This window comes from Thiomonas sp. (assembly GCF_054608695.1).
Genome location: NZ_JBTRXV010000162.1, coordinates 1 through 4,729, shown reverse-complemented (window position 1 = coordinate 4,729; position 4,729 = coordinate 1). Strand labels below are relative to the sequence as shown.

Below are 4,729 nucleotides of genomic sequence, written 5' to 3'. Positions count from 1 at the left end.
TGATCAGATGCGCCACATCAACTCTCTCGGGCAGTGACTTGCGGGTTCTCGCCATCGGTTCCGTCCGTCGTCGTCGCGACAGAACCGAATTATGCCTGAAAACTATCTATCTGAACAGTATTGGGCTCAAGTGTCGTTTACAGGGCTGCCATATCCGGCAGGCGGTCAGTTCACGGTCAATGGCGCTGCCACTGGAAACTGGACCAATGTCTTGGCCAAGAGCATGGGCCTTGGTTTGACCCCGAATCTCATCGGCTACGGTACAGCGCAAGGCCCGGTCTATCTCACGTTGCAGGGCCCAACATCGCCCGGCGCTACGCCGCCATTTTGCGCATTTTCGGGCCAAGGGTCGTGTACCAATTTCGCCCAGGGCGGCTCCATGGTCAGCAACCCGAATGGCATCGGCCATAGCACCGGCGCGCTCACCATTCCCGTGACCCAGCAGGTGCAGAACTATCTCACCCAGTTCAGTACGTTCACCAGTGGCCAACTCATTACCGTGCTTGCCGGCAACAACGACATTTTCACCGCGCTGGGCAATGTGAGCGCGCAGGTGACCCAGGCTGTGACGCAAGCCATGACCCAGGCGGCGCAGGCCGGTACTCCGCTGACACAGGCACAGATCGCCGCAGTCCAGCAGCAGGCAACTTCGCAAGCTGTGGCGGTGGCACAAGCCACCGTTGGTGCGGCAGCCGATCAACTGGCTGGCGTGGTGCAAAACATCATCGCCAAGGGCGGGCAGTACGTCTTGGTCTACACCTTGCCCGATTCCTCCGTCACGCCATTCGGCCGCGGCCTGCCTTACACCGGCGCATCACCACCCGCCGCTCCCCCCGCCGGCTATGTGTGCAACAACCAGGACCCAACCCAGCCCTGCTATTTGTTGTCCAACCTCGTGCAGGTGTTCAACCAGCGCTTGACGAATGACTTGCAGGGCCAGCCGGTGAAGATGCTCGATGGCTTCGCCTTGCTGAATCAGGAAATGGCCAATCCGTCCCAGTTCGGTTTCACCAACACCACCACGCCCTGGTGCACTCCGGCGACCACCAGTTCCCTGTTGTGCAACGTGAACACACCCTTCACAGCCGCCGGTGCCACCAGCGCCAATCTGAGTACTTGGCTATTCGCCGATTCGGTTCACCCCACACCCGCCGGTTATCAGGTCATCGCCAACGCAACCTTGCAGGCGATGAAGGGTTTCGGCTGGGCGCAATGACCACACGACAAGGAGATCTCACATGACAACTTTTCTGCGTCAATCATCCTGGTCGCTGGCTCCGGTTGCGGCCGCTCTGACGCTGGCCGCGGTTTTTGCCGCACCCAGCGCCCATGCGGATTCGGCCACCCCCAATACCGTGTTCGTCGGCCTGGCCTATCTGCAAAATCATTCCAGCTCGGCGGACTTGAGCGGCTACAACACGCCGCCCGGCTTGAACCTGAACGTCGGCAATGCCGCGACGCTCGGCTTGACCTTTGTGCGCGACCTGCCGGGGCCCTGGAGCTTCGAGTTGGTGCTGGGCTATCCGCCCCGGGTGCGAACCGACGCCATGGGCGCCAACTGGGCCAAGGTCGGCGTCAAACCCGGAGTGGGCATCACCGATGTCGATGTCATCTCGCCCACCGCCTTCATCAACTACCACATCCTCGGCAAGCAATCGAAGTGGGATCCCTTCGTCGGTCTGGGCATCAACTACACGCGCTTCACCAACACCAAGGCGCTCAGTTCGCTCACCGACCATCTCGGCCCCACCCAGATCAGTCTGTCGGACTCCTGGGGCGCAGCAGCGCACGCCGGGCTGATCTATCACATCGACCCGCGCTGGTCGGTGGTCGGAACAGTGGCCGTCGCCGATGTGCAGAGCGATCTGACGTCCACGTCCTATTCGCCGATCAATCCCAGCCTCATCACCTCGCAGGCCAAGACGCACATCAACTTCCATCCCATCGTCTACACCGTGGCAGTGGGCTACAGCTTCTGAATCAGTTGTGCAGGTGCCTGTTCAAAAGGGGCGCAAGCCCCTTTTTTCTTGGGCTCGGTGCGTGTGTTCGGCTGTTTTTATATACAGGTGTGATAAATTCTGATCCATCGTGAAACAACCGGGGCAGGACAAATGGAACAGGGCAAGACCATGGTGAGCGCGGAAAAGGCCAAGGCACTGGCTGCCGCGCTGTCGCAGATTGAAAAACAGTTCGGCAAGGGTTCCATCATGCGCCTGGGCGAGGGCGAGGTGGTGGAGGACATCCAGGTTGTGTCCACCGGCTCGCTGGGGCTCGACATCGCCCTCGGCGTGGGCGGCCTGCCGCGCGGCCGGGTGGTGGAAATTTACGGTCCCGAGTCCTCGGGCAAGACCACGCTGACGCTGCAGGTCATTGCCCAGATGCAAAAGCTCGGCGGCGTTTGCGCCTTCATCGACGCGGAACATGCGCTGGACTCGCAATACGCCCAGAAGCTGGGCGTCAACCTGCAAGACCTGCTGATCTCCCAGCCCGACACCGGCGAGCAGGCGCTGGAAATCGTCGATGCGCTGGTGCGCTCCGGTTCGGTCGACCTGGTCGTGGTCGACTCGGTTGCCGCGCTCACGCCCAAGGCTGAAATCGAAGGGGAAATGGGCGATTCGCTGCCGGGGCTGCAAGCGCGGCTGATGAGCCAGGCGCTGCGCAAGCTCACCGGCAGCATCAAGCGCACCAACACGATGGTGATCTTCATCAACCAGATCCGCATGAAAATCGGCGTCATGTTCGGCAATCCCGAAACCACCACCGGTGGCAACGCGCTCAAGTTCTACGCCTCGGTGCGTCTGGACATCCGCCGCATCGGCGCCATCAAGAAGGGCGAGGAGGTCATCGGCTCCGAGACCAAGGTCAAGGTGGTGAAGAACAAGGTGGCGCCGCCGTTCAAGCAGGCCGAATTCGACATTCTGTATGGCGAGGGCATTTCGCGCGAAGGCGAAATCATCGACCTCGGCGTGAACGCCAAGATCGTCGATAAATCCGGTGCCTGGTATGCCTACAAGGGCGAAAAAATCGGCCAGGGCAAGGACAACGCCCGCGAGTTCCTGAAAGAGAACCCGGCCATCGCCACGGAAATCGAAAACGCCGTGCGCGAACAACTCGGCGTGCCCGGCCTGCAAGCTGCCGTGGTTTCAGTGGACGCGTGAGCGGCGGGTACGTCCCCAAGCAAACCGCCGGGTCGCCCCAAGGTTCGCGATCCCCGTCGGGGGGCGGGGTGGCGCAAGGCGAACCCACTGGGGGAACCAGCAGTCTCAAGGCCCATGCCTTGAGACTGCTGACCATGCGCGAGCACAGCCGCGCCGAGCTTGAACGCAAACTCTCGCGCACCCGCAAGGCGGGCGACCTTCCGCCCGATCGGGCGGAGCTCGCTGCCGTGCTGGATGAGCTACAGACGCTTGGCCTGCTCGACGAGCAGCGTTTCGCCGAATCCCTGGTGCGCAGGCGATCGGTCAAGTACGGCAGCCAGCGCATCGGCCAGGAACTGCGCATGCACGGGTTGGACGAGGGCACTGTGAGCGGCGCGCTTGACGCGCTCAACGCGCCCTTGCAGGACGACCTGGCGCGGGCGTTGCGCATCCTGCGCAAGCGCCATCCCGAGCCTGTGAGCAGCCCCCAGGAGCACGCGCGGCAGCAGCGTTTCCTGGCTGCGCGTGGCTTCCCGCACGATGTGATACGGCAGGCGATGAAGCTGCATGCCGCGACGCACCGAAAGGGCGCCATGGACGACGCCCCGGACCCTGACCCGCACGAAGACCTGCAGGAGCATCCTGACGACACTCCACCGCCCGACGCTGCCGATTGAATGGGCGGCATCCCCGCCGTATGCACTGCTAAACTTGAATTTTTGCGCTGCATCAATTCCCGTGTCACCGACCGAAAACCAGAACAAAGCGCCGGCACCTGCCACGTCAGCTCCCGCTGAGGGCCTCGCGCATGTCGGACGCTCGACCTCCCGCCGCCTGGTGCAAACGCGGTCCATCAGCCTGCAGGTTTATGCCCGTGACGATGGTTTGTGGGACATCGAGGCCGAGTTGATCGACACCAAAACGCGCGATTTCGAGCTGGCTGCCGGCCTGCGCCGCGCCGGGCAGCCCATTCACCACATGCGGCTGACCTTGACCATCGACATCGCGTTTCACATCGTCGACGCCGACGCGCATACCTTGGCCGCGCCCTATCCCGGCTACTGCGAAGACTATGGCGACGCCTACCGCAGTCTCATCGGCCTGAACCTGTTGCATGGCTTCTCGCCTGCGGTCAGGCAACGCTTGCACGGGGCCCTGGGCTGCACCCACATCACCGAACTCACCCGCGTCCTGCCCACGGCCGTCATCCAGGCGTTTGCCGGCGAAGTGGTGCGCCCGGAAGCCAGCGACGGCAAGCAGCCCTTCCAACTCGACCGCTGTCACGCGCTCCGCCTGGACGGCCCCGCCGTGCTGCGCTATTACCCCCGCTGGGCCAGGCCTGCGGCGCACAATTCCGACAGCAGCGTGAGTGCCGGCGGTGCTTCGCGATCCGGCTGACAACACGCATTCCAATCCACCTGAAGCGCCTGGTCCTACGCCAGGCCCCATAACCTGCCAGAGACCTCCCAACATGAAGATTCACGAATACCAGGGCAAACAGATCTTGCGCGAATGCGGGGTGTCCGTGCCCCGCGGCACGCCCGCGTACACGGTGGATGAAGCCGTGCATGCGGCGCAGCAGCTCGGCGGGC

General features: G+C 62.9%; 6 protein-coding genes. All 6 read left to right on the top strand.

The annotated features are described in order from the left end of the window. Positions 1 to 211 precede the first annotated feature (211 nt). A complete protein-coding gene (locus ACYCUK_RS23420; RefSeq protein ID WP_461596994.1) occupies positions 212 to 1,216 on the top strand; it encodes an SGNH/GDSL hydrolase family protein in 1,005 nt (334 codons plus the stop codon). Positions 1,217 to 1,238: 22 nt separating this feature from the next. Then, positions 1,239 to 1,979 (top strand): OmpW/AlkL family protein, encoded by a 741-nt coding sequence (locus ACYCUK_RS23415; protein ID WP_461596993.1) that lies wholly within the window; start codon positions 1,239 to 1,241, stop codon positions 1,977 to 1,979. A 132-nt stretch (positions 1,980 to 2,111) separates the two neighbouring features. After that, entirely contained in the window at positions 2,112 to 3,158 is a 1,047-nt protein-coding gene (gene recA / locus ACYCUK_RS23410) for a recombinase RecA (protein WP_461596992.1), read from the top strand. A gap of 119 nt (positions 3,159 to 3,277) precedes the next feature. Beyond that, positions 3,278 to 3,814: a regulatory protein RecX gene (locus tag ACYCUK_RS23405; RefSeq protein ID WP_461596991.1), complete on the top strand. Its 537-nt coding sequence runs from the start codon at positions 3,278 to 3,280 to the stop codon at positions 3,812 to 3,814. Positions 3,815 to 3,971: 157 nt separating this feature from the next. Then, positions 3,972 to 4,535 carry a DUF2889 domain-containing protein gene (locus tag ACYCUK_RS23400; protein WP_461596995.1) on the top strand — a complete coding sequence of 188 codons (564 nt, stop codon included), beginning with the start codon at positions 3,972 to 3,974 and terminating at the stop codon, positions 4,533 to 4,535. A 73-nt stretch (positions 4,536 to 4,608) separates the two neighbouring features. Beyond that, a partial coding sequence (locus ACYCUK_RS23395; protein ID WP_461277649.1) for an ATP-grasp domain-containing protein occupies positions 4,609 to 4,729 on the top strand: 121 nt, incomplete at its 3' end.

Excerpts from the sequence above, each read along its gene's own strand:
- ACYCUK_RS23415 (WP_461596993.1), top strand. The coding sequence starts at position 1,239 with ATGACAACTTTTCTGCGTCAATCATCCTGGTCGCTGGCTCCGGTTGCG.
- recA (WP_461596992.1), top strand. The coding sequence starts at position 2,112 with ATGGAACAGGGCAAGACCATGGTGAGCGCGGAAAAGGCCAAGGCACTG.